Source organism: Sphingomonas sp. (genome assembly GCF_035998645.1).
Taxonomy (GTDB): domain Bacteria; phylum Pseudomonadota; class Alphaproteobacteria; order Sphingomonadales; family Sphingomonadaceae; genus Sphingomonas.
In genome coordinates, this window is sequence record NZ_DASYHL010000002.1 from 262,111 (window position 1) to 277,619 (window position 15,509).

At 68.4% G+C, this 15,509-nt stretch carries 16 protein-coding genes; 11 read left to right on the plus strand and 5 right to left on the minus strand.

Features of this window, described 5'->3' with window-relative positions; all coding sequences use genetic code 11:
- Positions 1–9: 9 nt before the first annotated feature.
- Complete coding sequence (locus tag VGN66_RS01465; protein WP_327517080.1) at positions 10–405, plus strand: DUF1489 domain-containing protein; 396 nt, start codon at positions 10–12, stop codon at positions 403–405.
- On the opposite strand, the gene msrA is transcribed toward VGN66_RS01465, so the two are convergent.
- From msrA to pabB, 3 genes are all read right to left on the minus strand, one after another.
- Complete coding sequence (msrA, locus tag VGN66_RS01470; protein WP_327517081.1) at positions 402–1,079, minus strand: peptide-methionine (S)-S-oxide reductase MsrA; 678 nt, start codon at positions 1,077–1,079, stop codon at positions 402–404. The genes VGN66_RS01465 and msrA overlap by 4 nt on opposite strands.
- A 382-nt stretch (positions 1,080–1,461) precedes the next feature.
- Positions 1,462–2,661, minus strand: a complete 1,200-nt coding sequence (locus tag VGN66_RS01475) for a pyridoxal phosphate-dependent aminotransferase (protein WP_327517082.1) — start codon at positions 2,659–2,661, stop codon at positions 1,462–1,464.
- 33 nt (positions 2,662–2,694) lie between these two features.
- A complete protein-coding gene (gene pabB, locus VGN66_RS01480) occupies positions 2,695–4,467 on the minus strand; it encodes an aminodeoxychorismate synthase component I (RefSeq protein WP_327517083.1) in 1,773 nt (590 codons plus the stop codon).
- A gap of 79 nt (positions 4,468–4,546) precedes the next feature.
- Between pabB and VGN66_RS01485 the strand changes: the two genes are divergently transcribed.
- From VGN66_RS01485 to VGN66_RS01510, 6 genes are read left to right on the plus strand one after another with little or no spacing between them, the layout of a single operon-like run.
- Positions 4,547–5,209 (plus strand): MBL fold metallo-hydrolase, encoded by a 663-nt coding sequence (locus VGN66_RS01485; protein ID WP_327517084.1) that lies wholly within the window; start codon positions 4,547–4,549, stop codon positions 5,207–5,209.
- Positions 5,210–5,253: 44 nt separating this feature from the next.
- Positions 5,254–5,586: a metalloregulator ArsR/SmtB family transcription factor gene (locus VGN66_RS01490; protein WP_327517085.1), complete on the plus strand. Its 333-nt coding sequence runs from the start codon at positions 5,254–5,256 to the stop codon at positions 5,584–5,586.
- Entirely contained in the window at positions 5,583–6,137 is a 555-nt protein-coding gene (locus VGN66_RS01495; protein ID WP_327517086.1) for an SRPBCC family protein, read from the plus strand. Before VGN66_RS01490 ends, VGN66_RS01495 begins: the two co-directional genes overlap by 4 nt.
- A gap of 17 nt (positions 6,138–6,154) precedes the next feature.
- Complete coding sequence (gene tsaD, locus VGN66_RS01500; protein WP_327517087.1) at positions 6,155–7,180, plus strand: tRNA (adenosine(37)-N6)-threonylcarbamoyltransferase complex transferase subunit TsaD; 1,026 nt, start codon at positions 6,155–6,157, stop codon at positions 7,178–7,180.
- A complete protein-coding gene (locus VGN66_RS01505; protein ID WP_327517088.1) occupies positions 7,177–8,154 on the plus strand; it encodes an NAD(P)H-dependent glycerol-3-phosphate dehydrogenase in 978 nt (325 codons plus the stop codon). Before tsaD ends, VGN66_RS01505 begins: the two co-directional genes overlap by 4 nt.
- A gap of 11 nt (positions 8,155–8,165) precedes the next feature.
- Entirely contained in the window at positions 8,166–8,681 is a 516-nt protein-coding gene (locus VGN66_RS01510) for a DUF1697 domain-containing protein (RefSeq protein WP_327517089.1), read from the plus strand.
- Here VGN66_RS01510 and VGN66_RS01515 read toward each other — a convergent pair.
- On the minus strand, positions 8,678–10,492 hold the full coding sequence (locus VGN66_RS01515) for an AsmA family protein (RefSeq protein WP_327517090.1): 1,815 nt from the start codon (positions 10,490–10,492) through the stop codon (positions 8,678–8,680). The two genes, VGN66_RS01510 and VGN66_RS01515, sit on opposite strands and share 4 nt — an antisense overlap.
- Positions 10,493–10,559: 67 nt before the next feature.
- Positions 10,560–10,721 carry a DUF1674 domain-containing protein gene (locus VGN66_RS01520; RefSeq protein ID WP_327517091.1) on the minus strand — a complete coding sequence of 54 codons (162 nt, stop codon included), beginning with the start codon at positions 10,719–10,721 and terminating at the stop codon, positions 10,560–10,562.
- A 66-nt stretch (positions 10,722–10,787) separates the two neighbouring features.
- Between VGN66_RS01520 and htpX the strand changes: the two genes are divergently transcribed.
- Genes htpX through VGN66_RS01540 form a run of 4 tightly spaced genes read left to right on the plus strand, consistent with a single transcriptional unit; the run spans position 10,788 to position 15,502 of the window.
- Positions 10,788–11,738, plus strand: coding sequence for a zinc metalloprotease HtpX (gene htpX, locus VGN66_RS01525; RefSeq protein ID WP_327517092.1), 951 nt, complete (start codon positions 10,788–10,790; stop codon positions 11,736–11,738).
- A 45-nt stretch (positions 11,739–11,783) separates the two neighbouring features.
- Positions 11,784–13,064 (plus strand): RsmB/NOP family class I SAM-dependent RNA methyltransferase, encoded by a 1,281-nt coding sequence (locus VGN66_RS01530; protein WP_327517093.1) that lies wholly within the window; start codon positions 11,784–11,786, stop codon positions 13,062–13,064.
- Between the two features lie 24 nt (positions 13,065–13,088).
- The gene (gene rpe, locus VGN66_RS01535; RefSeq protein ID WP_327517094.1) at positions 13,089–13,748 is read left to right on the plus strand and encodes a ribulose-phosphate 3-epimerase; all 660 of its coding nucleotides are present in this window, start codon (positions 13,089–13,091) and stop codon (positions 13,746–13,748) included.
- Positions 13,745–15,502, plus strand: a complete 1,758-nt coding sequence (locus VGN66_RS01540) for a heparinase II/III family protein (protein ID WP_327517095.1) — start codon at positions 13,745–13,747, stop codon at positions 15,500–15,502. Before rpe ends, VGN66_RS01540 begins: the two co-directional genes overlap by 4 nt.
- The last annotated feature ends 7 nt before the right edge of the window (positions 15,503–15,509 follow it).

Consider the following 15,509-nt stretch of genomic DNA (forward strand, 5'->3'; position numbering starts at 1 on the left):
ATCGCCGCGATGGCCCTCCATCTGACCAAAGTCGCATTCGGCGCCGCGAGTTTTGAGCATCTGCGCGAACGCCTCACGCTGCGTGGCGTGACCGGCCCGGTCGCGCTGACCACCCGCTATCTGCCCAAGCGGCATGAGGAGATTGCGGGAGAGGGATCGCTGTTCTGGATCCTCAAGCATCAGCTCATCGCCCGCTCGCCGATCCTGGGCTTTGCCGAAGCGGAGGGCGGGCGCTGCGCGATCCTGCTCGATCCGACATTGGTACAGGTCGTGCCGCAGCCCAAGCGCGCTCATCAGGGCTGGCGCTATCTGGAGGGCAACGACGCCCCGGTTGATCTGGGCAGCGGCGAGATGGCGTCACTTCCGCCGGAACTGGCGGGAAAGCTGGCGGAGCTGGGCTTCTAGATCGCCAGGCTGGGGAACGCCGCCCGGAATGCCGCCACCTTGGGCTTGTCCCAGCGGACGATATAGCCGTGGTTGGGGTTGCGGCGGGCAAAGTCCTGATGCTCCGCCTCCGCCTCGAAGAACGCACCGCTCTCGATCTTCGTCACGATCGGCGCGCGATAGGCACCGGTTTTGCCAAGCTGGTCGATATAGGCACGTGCAACGCGGGCCTGCCCCGGATTTTGCGGAAAGATCGCCGAGCGATAGCTGGGGCCGGTGTCCGGACCCTGACGATTGAGCTGGGTCGGATCGTGCGCGACCGAAAAATAGATGCGCAGCAGCGTCGCATAGCTGACCACGCGCGGGTCATAGACGATCCGGATCACCTCGGCATGGCCGGTGCGCTCGGTCGAGACCTGGGCATAGGTCGCCGTGGCGCGGGTGCCGCCGGCATAGCCGCTGACGACCGACTTGACGCCCTTTACCCCCTCGAACACCGCTTCCATGCCCCAGAAACAGCCCCCCGCGAGCACCGCGACCTGATCGCCCTGCGCCGGCGCGACATCGCTCGCCGATGCAGGGATCGCGACCGCCTTCTCTCCGCCACCCGCAAGCACCGGCGGCACCAGCCCCGCGAGGTTGGCAAAGGCAATTGCGCCGAGGCCTGCAACGCCAAGAGCGGCCGCGCGCAGCATCAGAACAACGGTGCCGCCATCACCTGCTCCGCATGCAACGCGATCATCCCGATCGCGCCGAGCGAAAAGCCGGTGAGGAAACGGCGGAGGAACGGCGATTTGAGAGCCGCGATCATGAGTCTGGTCCTTGTTGATTGGCGCGAAGATGGGGATGCCAGCTCCGATTCCAAGCAAAGAGTAACTTGGCCACGCTGAACCTGCGCTGGCCTTCCCGTTCATATTCGGGAAGGCCGCGCAAAAGGTTTCAGAAATGGTCGAAAAAAAGTCGCGGCTTAGTTCAGGCCGCACCGGCCCGCTCCCCCACCCGGCCACCCAGCGCCAGTGTATTCTATGGGTGGCCGGGTGGGGGAGCGGGCCGGCGCCGCTTCAGCGCAGCTGAACTCTAACGCAGCGCGGCGCAAGCTTCCTGGATACGTGTGCATGCCTGCGTCAGCAGCGCCTCGCTGGTGGCGTAGCTGATGCGCAGCGCCGGCGAGAGGCCGAACGCGCCGCCATGCACCGCCGCGACGCCGGCATCGTCGAGCAGATAGCCGACCATTGCTTCGTCGGTGTCGATCTTCAGCCCCTTTGGCGTCGTCTTGCCGATCAGCGCGCTGAATTCGGGATAGACGTAGAAGGCGCCTTCGGGCGTCGGGCAGGTCATGCCATCGATCTGGTTGAGCATCGACACCACCAGGTCGCGGCGCGTCTGGAACGCGGCGTTGCGCTCGGTCAGGAACGACTGGTCGCCGTTGAGCGCCGCCACCGACGCCGCCTGGCTGATGCTGCACGGGTTGCTGGTCGATTGCGACTGGAGCTTGCCCATCGCCTTGATCAGCCATTGCGGCCCACCGGCATAACCGATGCGCCAGCCGGTCATCGCATAAGCCTTAGACACGCCGTTGGCGGTCAGGGTGCGGTCGAAAAGCGACGGGCACACCTGCGCGATCGTCGCGAATTCGAAGCCGTCATACAGGATATGCTCGTACATATCGTCGGCGTAGATCAGGACATGCGGGTGCCGCTCCAGAACCTCGCCCAGCGCGCGCAGCTCGGCCGCGCTATACGCTGCGCCGGTCGGGTTGGACGGCGAGTTGAGCACCACCCATTTGGTCTTCGCGGTGATCGCCGCATCGAGCTGTGCCGGGGTGATCTTGTAATTCTGGTCGGCACCGGCAGCGACGAACACCGGCTTGCCGCCCGCGAACTCGACCACATCGGGATAGCTGACCCAATAAGGCGCGGGGATCACCACCTCATCGCCCGCGTCGATCGTCGCGCAGAATGCGTTGAACAGCGTGTGCTTGCCGCCCGAATTCACGCTGATCTGGGTCTCGGCATAGGTCAGGCCGTTGTCGCGCGCGTACTTCTTGACGATCGCGGCCTTGAGCTCGGGCGCGCCATCGACATTGGTGTACTTCGTCGCGCCGCGGCGGATCGCCTCGATCGCAGCCTCTTTGACGAAATCGGGCGTGTCGAAATCGGGTTCGCCCGCGCCAAGGCCAATGACATCGACCCCTGCGCGCTTCAGCTCGAATACGCGGCTCGTCATCGCGAGAGTCGCGGAGGGCTGGATGCGGTTGAGCGCGGCGGAGGTCTGCATGGAAAACGCCTCTCTGAATGGAAACCGCGCGCCCTATAGGGTCGTGATGCCCCCATCCGCAACCGTAACAGCCGAAACCAGCCCGCGCAGGGCATTGCCGAGGAAGAATCCGTCAGAAAGGTCTTCGGGCCGCAATTCGGCCTCGACCGCGCGTCCGCTGGCGATCAGCTCGGCGCGCAGCACGCCGGGCAGGATGCCACAGGTGAGCGGCGGGGTGCGCAGCACGCCATCCGCGCCGGGGACGAAGATCGATGTGAAGCTGCCCTCGGTCAGATAACCATCGGCATCGATATAGACCGTCTCCCACGCCCCGGCGACACGCGGCCAGGGGCGACGGTCGGTCGTCTTGTGCGCCAAGCGAAAGTCGCGCGGCGCAACTTGGCGGGTGGCCAGCGCCACCGTCACCGGATCGAGCGCAACCTCAGGCATCGGTGCGGTGCCGATCGCGATCCGCCCGTCAGGCGACAGCAGCAGCCGCACCTTGGCCGGATGGCGCAGGCGGAAGGTCGCCGCCTGCAGCTCGTTGCGCACGCCGTGGCGGTCGAAGCGGATCCCGAATGCCTCAGCGCTCGCGCGCATGCGTTCAAGATGGCGCTCCAATAGCGCGATTCCGCCGACCGGATCGAACGCCATCGTCTCGATCAGGTCGAACCGCCGCTGGCCGCGCGTGAGGAACGCGCCCTTGGCCAGACACTCGTCCCATTCCTCGCCTGCGCGCGAATCAGCGACCACGCCCGAGCCCAGCCCGATGCTCGCCTCGCTGGCCCTGTCGCGCAGATGGAGCGTGCGAATCGCGACGTTGAACGCGGCATCGCCATCCGGGTCGATCCGCCCGATCGAGCCGGTATAGGCGCCGCGCGCGTCGGGCTCGACCGCCGCGATCACTTCCATCGCCCGGATCTTCGGCGCGCCCGTCACCGATCCGCACGGAAAGATCGCCGCCAGCGCCTGACCCGGCCCGATGTCGGGCGCGAGCTTTGCCGCGATGGTCGACACCATTGTGTGCAGCGTGGGATAGGTTTCGACCTTGAACAGCTCGGGCACCGACACGCTGCCCGGCGCGGCGATGCGAGTCAGGTCGTTGCGCATCAGATCGACGATCATCAGATTTTCGGCGCGCTGCTTTTCGTCCTGCGCCAGTTCCCCGCGCGCCGCTTCGTCCGCTTCGGGAGTCGCGCCGCGCGGGGTCGTCCCCTTCATCGGCCGCGCGATCAGCTCGCCCTGGCGGAGCGCGAAGAACAGCTCGGGCGAGAAGGACAGCAGCCAGTCGCTACCGGTCCACACGATTCCGCCATAGCCGGCCGCCGCGCGCGAGCGGATCGCGGCATAAGCGGCGAGCGGATCGCCGATCACGCGCACTGCCGCGCGGAACGTCAGATTCGCCTGATAGATATCCCCCGCCTCGATCCAGTCATGCACGCGGGCAAAAGCGGCGTCATAGTCGCTGCGGCTGATCCGCGGCGCTGGCCGCCCGACCCATGCGCCCGCCGGATCGGGAAGCCGTGCGGCAATCGCGTCGGGCGCGAGCTGCTCGACCGACTCGAACAAGCCGAACCACAACAGCGGCGTGTCGCTTTCCCGGCTCAGCCCGCCCAAGCGCGGCTCCAGCGCATGCCCCGCTTCGTAAGCGATGTACCCCGCCACATGCAGCCCCTCCGCCCGTGCGGCGTCGAGCGCGGCCAGCGCCGGGGAAACCTCGTCCGGTCGGTGCGCAGCGATCACCCGCACCGGCGCGGTGTAGAGGCGCGCTTCCGCCCCCCCCGGTCGGGCGTCGTCGAGCAGCACAAACGGTGTCTGGACAAGCATCGCATCGGCCATGAAGCGCTAAACGTCCGCCCGCAAGCCTCTGTTGCCGCTTGGCCGCGCGCCGCCTATCTCACCGCCCATGTCCACGCCCCCGCTGCGCGCCGCCATCGTGCCCATCACCCCGCTTCAGCAGAATTCGACCCTGCTGTGGTGCACCCGCACCATGCGCGGCGTCTTCACCGATCCGGGTGGAGACCTCCATTTGCTGAAGGCCGCAGCGCAGCAGCATGGCGTCACCATCGAAAAATTGCTGATCACCCATGGCCATATCGACCATTGCGGACAGGCGGGGAAGCTCGCCGCCGAACTCGGCGTGCCGATCGAGGGGCCGCATGAGGCCGACCGCTTCTGGATCAGCCGACTCGACGATGATGGTCGCAATTACGGCATCGACGGCAAGCCGTTCGAGCCCGATCGCTGGCTGGTCGATGGCGACACCGTCACGGTCGGCGAGCTGACACTCGACGTCTATCACTGCCCCGGCCACACGCCGGGCCATGTCGTGTTCCACCATGCGCCATCGAAGCTGGCGATCGTCGGCGACGTGATCTTTCAGGGCTCGATCGGCCGCACCGATTTTCCGATGGGCAATCATCAGGATTTGCTCGACGCGATCACTAGCAAGCTGTGGCCGCTCGGCGACGATACCGTGTTCGTCCCCGGCCATGGCCAGCCGAGCAGCTTCGGTCAGGAGCGCAAGACCAACCCGTTCGTCTCGGATCGGGCGCTCGCGAGAAACTAAACCGATCGGTTGACAGTTATCGGGACGGCGGGTAATTCAACCAAATGGTTGAACGACTCGACATGACCTTCCACGCGCTCGCCGATCCCACCCGGCGCGCGATGCTCGCCACACTCTCCAGCGGGGAGAAGAGCATCGGCGAGCTGGCCCAGCCCTATGCGATGACCCTCGCCGGCGCATCGAAGCACGTCCAGGTGCTCGAACGCGCCGGCCTCGTCACGCGTCGCCGCGACGGGCGCACCCACCGCTGCGCGCTCAACCCCGCCCCGCTCGCCGAAGCGAACCAGTGGCTCCAGCAATGGGCGGGATTCTGGACCGCGCGGCTGGACACTCTCGAAACGATGCTCGCCGACCTTCCCAAGGGAGACACGCCATGACCGATATGATTGCCGATCTCGCCATCCTCGCCCCCGATACGCTGCGCATCGTCCGCGTCCTCGACGCGCCGCCCGCGACCGTGTGGCGCTATCTGGTCGAGGCCGATCTGCGTCGGAAATGGTTCGCAGGCGGCACCGATGCCCGCGCGGATGCGCCGGTGGATTTGGTGTTCGACCACGACAATCTGTCGGCGGACGCGGTCCCCTATCCCGAGCGCTACGCGAAATGGAAAGGCGCAGTCGGGCGCGAGCGCGTGGTGGAATATGACCCGCCGCACGTCTTCGCGATCAGCTGGGACGAAGGCGCCGAAGGGACTGCGCGGTTCGAGCTGTTCGCCGAGGGCGACGACAAGACCCGCCTCGTCCTGACGCACAGCGGCATCACCGGACCCGCGCCGATGGCCAATTTCGGCGGCGGCTGGCATTCGCATCTGGCGGTGCTCCAAGGACTGCTCGCCGGACAGCCGGTACGCGACTTCTGGGCGCTCCACGCGGAGTCGGAGGCAAAGGTTGCGACCACACTCGCAGAGGCTTCGACAAGAGGAGGATGAATCCCTAGATCGGCGCGATGTTGATCCTCGGCCTCGAATCGAGTTGTGACGAAACCGCCGCCGCGCTGGTGACGGGTGACCGCCGCATCCTGTCCCACCGCCTCGCGCGACAGGATGAGGCGCATCGACCGTTCGGCGGCGTCGTCCCCGAAATCGCCGCGCGCGCGCATGTCGAGGCGCTCGAGCCGCTGATCGCCGCCGCGTTCGAAGAAGCGGGCGTAACCCTCGCGGATGTCGACGCGGTCGCCGCCACCGCCGGACCGGGGCTGATTGGCGGGGTGATGGTCGGCCTGGTCACCGGGAAGGCGCTGGCGCACGCCGCGGGCAAGCCGCTGGTGGCGGTCAACCATCTCGAGGGGCATGCGCTGTCACCGCGCCTCTCCGACCCCGATCTGGCTTTCCCTTACCTCCTCCTCCTTGTCTCCGGCGGGCATTGTCAGTTGCTGCTGGTCGAAGGCGTCGGTGCCTATCGCCGCCTCGCCACCACGATCGACGATGCGGCGGGCGAGGCGTTCGACAAGACCGCCAAACTGCTCGGCCTCGGCTTCCCCGGCGGCCCGGCGGTCGAAGAAGCGGCCAAGCGCGGCGACCCACGCGCAGTCCCGCTGCCGCGCCCGCTGGTCGGATCGGGCGAGCCGCATTTCTCCTTCGCGGGCCTCAAGAGCGACGTCGCGCGCAAGGTCGGCAAGTTCGCACCCGAAGATCTCGCCGCCTCGTTCCAGCAGGCGGTGGTCGACTGTCTGGTCGATCGCACCCGCATTGCGCTGGCCAAGGCGCCCGAGGCCACCGCGCTCGTCGTCGCGGGCGGGGTCGCCGCCAACACCGCCGTCCGCGCCGCGCTGACGACACTGGCAGCGGACCATGGCCTGCGCTTCGTCGCGCCGCCGCTCTGGCTCTGCACTGACAATGCCGCCATGATCGCCTGGGCCGGGGTCGAGCGGTTTGCGCTCGGCCTGACCGATCCGCTCGACATGCCCGCGCGCCCGCGCTGGCCGCTCGACCCGGATGCGGAAAAGGTGCGTGGTGCGGGGGTGAAGGCATGAAGATCGGGGTTCTCGGCGGCGGCGCATGGGGCACGGCGCTTGCCCAAGTCGCAGCGCGTAACGACCAGCCGGTGACGCTGTGGGCGCGCGAGGATGACGTCGTGGCGTCGATCAACGCGGCGCATGAGAACGCGCTGTTCCTGCCCGGCATCCCGCTCGCCCCGTCGATCCGCGCGACCAGCGACCTCGCGGCGCTGTCGTATTGCGACGCGCTGCTCGTCGTCGTCCCCGCGCAGTTCCTGCGTTCGGTGCTGTCCCAGCTTCCTGCCGACAATCGCCCGCTGGTGCTGTGCGCCAAGGGGATCGAGGCGGGGTCGCGGAAACTCGTCGCCGAGATCGCCCGCGAGCTGCATCCCGACGCGCCAGTCGCGGTCCTGTCCGGCCCGACCTTCGCGCATGAAGTGGCCAAGGGGTTGCCCACCGCCGTTACGCTGGCGTGCGAGGACGATGCCCTGCGCGATGCGCTGGCCGATCGGCTCGGCGGCGCGACCTTCCGCACCTATGGCTCGGCCGACGTCACCGGCGCGGAGATTGGCGGGGCGGTGAAGAATGTCCTCGCGATCGCCTGCGGCGTGGTCGAGGGCGCGGGGCTCGGCCTCAACGCCCGCGCGGCCCTGATCGCACGCGGCTTTGCCGAGATGACGCGCTTCGGCGTCGCGCGCGGCGGGCGGCCGGAGACGCTGGCGGGGTTGTCGGGGCTAGGCGACCTCGTCCTCACCTGTTCCTCGACCAACTCGCGCAACTTCTCGCTCGGCGTCGGCCTCGGTCAGGGCAAAGCCGCCGCCGACCTGCTCGCCGACCGCCGCACCGTGGCCGAGGGTGCGGCAACCGCGCCGGTGCTGCGCGAAGCCGCGCGCGCCGCCGGGGTCGAGATGCCGGTGACCGAAGCCGTCTGCGCGCTGCTCGAAGGAACGCCGGTCCGCACCGTCGTTGATGCGCTGCTCGCCCGCCCGCCGCGCGGGGAAACCGCATGAGATGGGCGGCGATGCTGCGGGGGATCAACCTCGGCAAGCGTCAGCTCAAATCGGCGGAACTCAAGGCGGTGATCGAGGGATTGGGCTTTACCGAGGTGAAGACCCTGCTCGCCTCGGGCAATGTCGTGTTTACCGCGCCCGGCGCGGCCCGCGAAGTGCTCGAAACGCAGATCCACGCCGCGCTGGCAGAGGCGACCGGGCTCAAGTCCGAGATTTTCGTCCGCACGCCCGAGGAGATGCCGGCGGTCGTGGCAGCCAACCCGTTCCCCGACGGCGCGAAGGACCGCCCGAGTTTTCTCGTCGTGACCTTCCATCGCAAGCCGGTCGATTCGGCAGCCGTCGAAGCGCTAATGGCCACCCATGATGGCCCCGAACGCGCACAGGCGATCGACCGGGAACTGTATATCGACTTCCCGGAGGGTCAGGCGCGGTCGATCCTGCATGCTCCGTTGGGCAAGGCGACGCGCGACCCGGTCACCACCGCGCGCAACTGGAATACCGTCCTGAAGATCCGCGACGCACTCTAGCGCAACGCGGTCGCCGCCAGCGCGCTGCAATTCGCATCCTCCGCCAGCGGCGGACGGTCACCGCCAATCGCATCACCCAGCAGCTTCAGCACGCCGCCGACATTGGGCTTCGCGCCATCGGGCAGGCGCATCACCGGCGACTTGATCGTGCCCGACACCGGCACCGGCTTGGTCAGCCGCAACAGGCTTTCCTTCTTCGGCGATCCGGTCATCGCCAGCGACAGCCGCTCGTTCGACAGGTCCACCGTGCCGGCAAAACGCGACTGGCTGCGCGACGTGTCGATCAGAAACGGCGCCATCGTCCCGGTACCGCCCTTCACATCGAGCCGCAGGATCATGCAGCGCAACGCCGCCAGCTTGTCGCCATCGACCAGCGCGCCGCGCCCGACATCCAGCCCCAGATACGACGCGATGTTCGCCGGAATCCGCCCCGCGCTACCGACCAGCGCAATGCTGCCACTCGACCGACCGACGGCAGCGCGGATCGTGCGCCCCTCCCCGGTCAAACGGACATGCCCCTGTAGCGGCGCGTCCAGCACCCCGTCCCCGGCTAGTGCGGCGATGCGGCTGCCACGCAGCGACAGATCGAGGGTCAGGGTCGGCGCGGACTTCCCGCCACGCTGGTCGATCACCACGCGCCCGCTCATCCGCCCGGGCGTCATCCCCATCGCGAACGGAGCGACGGTCAGCCGCGCATCGTCGAGCGTCAGCGTCGCCTCCGCCGAACCGAAGCCCATCGTGCCGAGAATGCGGTCCACCCGCACGCGCAGCACGCCATCGACATCGCTCACGCTCTTGAGGTCGATCTGCGTCGCCGGCACCAGCCGGTCGCCCAGCCGTGCGCGGCGCGCAGCAGCGATCGCCAGCCCGCGATCACTGGCAAGGTCGTCAAAGGCGAGCGTGGCGAGCACGACATCCCCCTCGATGCGCGTCCGTCCTGGCTGGCTCTTGTCCACGGTCGCGGTGGCGTTCGACAGGCGCGATTGCCCGATCGTCCCGGCGAGCCGCTCGATCCGCCACTGGTCGCCCTTGCGCGACACCTGTCCGGTCAGCGCCACCGGCTGGGTACCGAACAGCCCCGCCTCGATCACCCGGTCGATATCGAGCAGGTCGTTGCCCTGCGCCTTGAGTGCAAAGGCCATGTCGCGGGTGTTGAACGGCGCCGCCATCGCGCCATCGGCCTCGATCCGGGTGCGCGGTCCCGCCACGGTCGCGCGAAAGCCCCAGCGTTTGCGCCCCGCCACCGGGTCGCCAGCGATCTGGATGCGTACCGGTTCATCGCCCAGCGCGCCGTCGCCACCCGCACGAAAGCCCGATCCATCCGAATCGATCCGCAGCGTCGCGCGCCGGTCCTTCTTCGCATCGCGATAGTCGAGGATCAGATTGTGCACCGCCAGTCGGTCAAGCCCGCTGCCCCCGCCGCTGCTGCGCTCGCGTTCACGCTCCCAACTCTTGCGGCCATCCTTCGCACGAATCAGCACAATGCGCCCATTCTCCGCCTCGACCGGCTCCGGCGCGAACCGTCCGGTCAGGATCGGCAGCACCGGCAGCCGCACGGTCACACGCTCGACCCGCACCATTTCGCCTGCACCGGCCCAGTCGGGCTGGGCGATGCGCAGGTCGCGAATGTCGAGCAGCGGCGCAAAGGAAAACAGCCCGCGCCGCTCGATCGCCCCGATCGTCACCGGCGCACCGATCTGCGCCGTCAGGGCGCGTTCGGCCCGCCCCTTGAACGCCCCCCACGGCATCATCGCGAGCGCGAGCAGCAGCAGAAAGAGCGCCGCGGCAATGCCGATGGCGATCCGGATCATCAGGGTACGGGACGGTGCAGTCATCGCCGCAGGACGCGCCGCCCCCGGATTTCGTTCCGGGAGCGGTTCAGAAATCGATCGCGATGCCCTTCAGCTCCCAGTCGCCATAGCGCGTGGGATCGTTGCCGAGCGGGTCACTTTCCGCCTTCTTGCCCGCTTCCGGTCGCGGCAGCGGCGGGCTCTTGGACAGATAGGCGGGCGGCTTCACATGTGGGGGGCGCTTGCCCATGATGGTTCCTCGATTGAAGCGGGACGTGGCATTTCCCACATTGGGGTCTGAAAGGATCGAATCCAAGTGAACGGCTTCAAGACGACGATGTTGCTGGCGGCATTGACCGCTTTGTTCATGGCTTTGGGCTTCACCATCGGCGGGCGCGGGGGCATGATCATCGCGCTGCTGGTCGCGGTGGGAATGAACCTGTTCACCTACTGGAACGCCGACAAGATCGTGCTGAAAATGCACGGCGCGCGCCAGGTCGACGCCGCCTCGGCACCCGAATTCTATGGCCTCGTCGCGGGCTTGGCCCAGCGCGCGCAGCTGCCCATGCCCAAGGTCTATGTCATCGATTCGCCCCACCCCAACGCCTTTGCCACCGGACGCAATCCCGAGAATGCGGCGGTCGCGGCGACGACGGGTCTGCTCAGCATCCTCAACCGCGACGAGATCGCCGGGGTGATGGCGCACGAGCTGGCACATGTGCGCAACCGTGACACGCTGATCATGACGATGGTTGCGACGATTGCGGGTGCGATCTCGATGCTCGCCAATTTCGGCCTGTTCTTTCGCGGCGGCGCCGGAGACAATCGCGGCGCGATGCTGGCGACGATCCTCGCCGTGATCGTCGCGCCGTTCGCCGCAATGATCGTGCAGATGGCGATCAGCCGGACGCGCGAATATGGCGCGGACAAGGGTGGCGCCGAGATTTCCGGCAACCCCCGCGCGCTCGCCTCGGCGCTGGCCAAACTAGCCCAAGGCGCAGCGGCAGTGCCGAACCCGGTTGCGCAGCGCAATCCGGCGGCGTCGCAGCTGTACATCGTCCCCGGCCTGGCGCGCGGCGGCGACAGCCTGTTTTCGACCCATCCCGACACCGGCAACCGCATCGCGGCGCTGGAGGAACTCGCGGTCACGATGGGCCAGAGCGCGCCGCTCGACGTCTTCGCTGCCCCTGCAAACCGCCCGTCCGCGCTCGGTGTCCGCGCGGCACCGCGTCGCGGCAGCGCGCTCGATCCCAACCGGCGCGGATGACGCTTTGGGGGTGAACGCGCAGCCGTTTCGGCGTAGGGGGCGGTGATGCCCCGCCCTACTGGTCATCGCCCCCCGCCCCGTCCCGCCAATCCTCCTGGCGTTCCAGCACGCCTCGCCGCGCTGCGCCTGCTTGATGCAGTCCTGCGTCGCGGCCTCGCGATCGAGCAAGCGCTCGACGCCTCGACCCAAGGGCTCGCTCCGTCCGATCGCGGGCTAGCGCACGCAATCGCGGCTGAGGCGCTGCGCCGGCTCGTCGATCTCGACGACCTGATCGACAGCGCAACGCGCAACCGCCTGCCCGATGACGCCAAGGCGCGCTTCGTCCTGCGCATCGCGCTGGTTCAGGCGTTGCGGCTCGGTACCCCGCCGCATGCGGCGATCTCGACCGCGCTGCCGTTGGTCGATGGCGGCCCGCGCAAGCTGGTCCATGGCGTGTTCGGCACGCTGATGCGCCAGAATGCCGTGCTGACCGATCCGCCGGCGCTGCCGGGCGACGTCTATGCCCGGATCGCCGGCAATTGGGGCGAGCGCGTCGCCGACGCCGCGTGCGCCGCGATCGCTGCCCCGCCCCCGCTCGACCTGACCTTGCGCGGCGAATCCGCGGTCGAGGGCGAAAGTCTGCTCCCCGGCCATGTCCGGGTCGCGGCGGGCACCAGCATTCCCGAGCATGAAGGCTTTGCCGAGGGTGAGTGGTGGGTGCAGGACATCGCCGCCTCGCTCCCCGCCCGCCTGATCGGCAGCGGATCGGGCCGCGTGCTCGACCTGTGCGCCGCGCCGGGCGGCAAGACGCTTCAGCTCGCCGCCGCCGGATGGGCCGTGACTGCGGTCGACGCCTCGGAAAGTCGTCTGGCGCGACTTCACGAGAATCTGGAGCGCACCGGCCTGTCGGCGACCGTCATCGCCGCCGATCTGCTCAAATGGGAGCCTGGATTCGAAGCCGACGCCGTGCTGCTCGACGCGCCGTGCAGCGCGACCGGCATCTTCCGCCGCCACCCCGATGTGCTCCACCGCGTCCGCCCGCGCCTGATCGCGGAGATGGCGGAGCTTCAGGCGCAACTCCTGCCGCGCGCGGCGCGCTGGGTCCGCCCCGGCGGGTTGATGGTCTATGCCACCTGCTCGCTCGAGCCCGAGGAGGGCGAACAGCAGATCGAACGCTTCCTGGCCGACCATCCCGGTTTCGCGATCGACCCAATCCTGCCCGACGAACTGCCCGAGGGGATTCCCGCCCATGCGCGCGGCTGGCTGCGCACCCTGCCCGGCATGCTCGCGGACCATGGCGGGCTGGACGGGTTTTTCATGGTGCGGCTCATGCGAGTTGCCGCCTAGAGTTGAGGTGATAAAGGGAAGGCCATGAACCCGGTCCGCATCGCCCCGTCCATCCTGTCCGCCGATTTCGCCAAATTGGGCGAGGAAGTACGCGCGATCGACGCGGCCGGGGCCGACTGGATCCATATCGACGTGATGGACGGGCACTTCGTCCCCAACATCACGATCGGTCCGGCCGTGATCAAGGCGCTGCGCCCGCACAGCGCCAAGCCGTTCGACGTCCATCTGATGATCGCCCCGGTCGATCCGATGCTGGAGGCGTTCGCCGAGGCGGGCGCCGACTGCCTGTCGGTCCATCCCGAAAGCGGCCCGCACCTCCACCGCACGCTTCAGACGATCAAGGGCTTGGGCAAGCGCGCCGGGATCGTGCTCAATCCCGCGACGCCGGTCGATGTCGTCGATCATGTCATGGACCTGGTCGACCTGATCCTCGTGATGAGCGTGAACCCCGGCTTTGGTGGGCAGAAGTTCATCGAGAGCCAACTCACCAAGATCTCCGCCCTGCGCGCACGCATCGACACCAGCGGTCGCGCGATCGACCTGGAAGTCGATGGCGGGGTCGATCGCACCAACGCCGCGCGAGTCATCGCCGCCGGCGCCGACGCGCTCGTCGCGGGCACGGCAGCGTTCAAGGGCGGGCCCATGGCCTATGCCGACAATATCGCGGCGTTGCGGGCGGGGTGAGTATTGGCGGGGACAAGCCTGCCGACGGGGCAGCCGGCGACGGGATCGAGCAGGGCAAGCGGCTCATCCGGATCGGCGGCGACCGTGGGCTTTCGCTTGCTGACCGCATTTCCGAAAAGCTGTTCCGCTTAAGCTGGCGCACCCCGATCCATACGCTGCGGCTGAAGGGGCGGCATCCGCTCAAGCTGATCGCAGTGACCGACGATCCGTTCATGGGCGATCCGGCGCGCGGCAATGCGCTGCTCGACGGCAAGCTGATGTTTCGCGGCGAAAGCCATGACGTCACCACGCTCGACTTTGCCCGCCCCGGCTGGTCCGCCGCCTTTGGCGAGCATCTGCACAGCTTTGCCTGGCTGCGCGACCTGTCCACCGTCGCCACCCGGCAACAGGCCGCGCCAATTGCCGAAGCGCTGATGCGCGGCTGGCTGGCGGCGCACGCCGGCAAGGTCGCCGATCCCGCGTGGCGCGCCGACCTATGGGGTCGCCGCCTGCAATATTGGACCGCGCATGCGCCCCTGATCCTGTCGAGCACCGACCTCGTTTATCGCTCACAGGTGCTCCACGCGCTTGCCCGTGGTGCACGCCACCTCGACCGCGCCGCCGATCGTGCGCCGACCGGGGCGCCGCGCATTGCCGCCTGGTGCGGCGTCCTGACCGCCGGGCTGATGATTCCCGGAGGCGACCCGCGCCGTTCCTTCGGTGAGGCGGGGCTGTTCCGTGCGATCACCGGCGCGGTCAGCCGGGACGGCGGAGTCACTGGCCGCTCGCCCGCCGCGTTGCTCGACGCGATCCAGGTGCTGACTCTGCTGCGCGAAACCTATGCCGCCCGCCGCCTCGATGCGCCGCCCTTTGTCGGCGATGCCGTGAACCGAATGGTCGCTGCCTTGCTCGGCGTCAGCCATGGCGATCGCGGCCTTGCCAGCTGGCAGGGAGGGCTGCCCATCCCCGGCGACGTCATCGACCAGACGATCGAAGCGACCGGCGCGCGCGTCCGCCCGCTACGTCAGGCGCATGAATGGGGCTATCAGCGCCTCGCCCAGCAGGGAACGGTGCTGATCATGGACGCCGCCCCGCCGCCGATCGCGCGGGTGATGGCGGGCGGCTGCGCCTCGACGCTCGCGTTCGAATTTTCCGACGGGGCCGAACGGATCGTGGTCAGCTGTGGCGGCGCGCGCGGTGCGGACCTGCGCCTGCCGGCCGCATTGACCGAGGGGCTGCGCACCACTGCCGCCCATTCCACGCTGGTCGTGCGCGACAGCAACTCCACCGCAATCCATCCCGACGGCACGCTCGGCCGCGGCGTGGTGGAGATGGAGCTGAGCCGCAACGAGACCGAAACCGCCAGCCGGATTGAGGCGAGCCATGACGGCTATGCCCGCCGCCACGGCGTGATCCACCGCCGCACCATCGCGCTTGGCACCGACGGCCGCGACGTGCGCGGCGAGGACAGCCTGCTCCCCGCCGCCAAGCGCGGGGGCAAGGGCGGCGCGGTGCCCTTCACCGTCCGCTTCCATCTCCACCCCGCCGTCGAAGCGACCCCCACGGCCGATGGCTCGGGCGCGCTGCTGCGCACCCGCTCCGGCTCGGTCTGGCAGTTTCGTGCGCGTGGCGGCGCGCTCGCGATCGAGGAAAGCGTGTGGATCGACGCCAAGGGCATTCCACGTGAAACGCAGCAGCTGGTCCTGACCGGCGAAGCATTGACTGGCGGCTCCAGCATCTCATGGCTGTTCCATCGCGCGCGCAAGGGCAACTGACGCGTCG